The sequence below is a fragment of the Tritonibacter sp. SIMBA_163 genome, assembly GCF_046535935.1.
Taxonomy (GTDB): Bacteria; Pseudomonadota; Alphaproteobacteria; order Rhodobacterales; family Rhodobacteraceae; genus Epibacterium; species Epibacterium scottomollicae.
Map to the genome: position 1 here is coordinate 1 of NZ_JAWJBP010001474.1, position 231 is coordinate 231.

The 231-nt window shown below is 28.6% G+C and carries 1 protein-coding gene; it reads left to right on the forward strand.

Annotated features, from left to right (window positions below):
* Positions 1-231, forward strand: a 231-nt coding sequence (locus R0J92_RS27185) for an oligosaccharide flippase family protein (protein WP_411053973.1), incomplete at both ends; no start/stop codon positions are given.

A 231-nucleotide genomic window follows, 5' to 3' on the forward strand; every position in this document is an offset into this window, starting at 1 on the left:
GTCCAGGATACTTACTCCAGAAGATTTCGGTATTACTAGTTTAAGTAGTGCAATAATTGGTTTTTTAACTATATTTTCATTAATGGGTGTCGGTCCAGCTTTAATACAAAAAAAGGAATTAACCGAAGAACAAATAAAAATTTCTTTTTTCTTATCCCTTTTTTTAGGAATGTTTTTTTCAACAATGTTATATCTTTCAGCATCACTTCTAGCTGACTTTTTTAATATCAT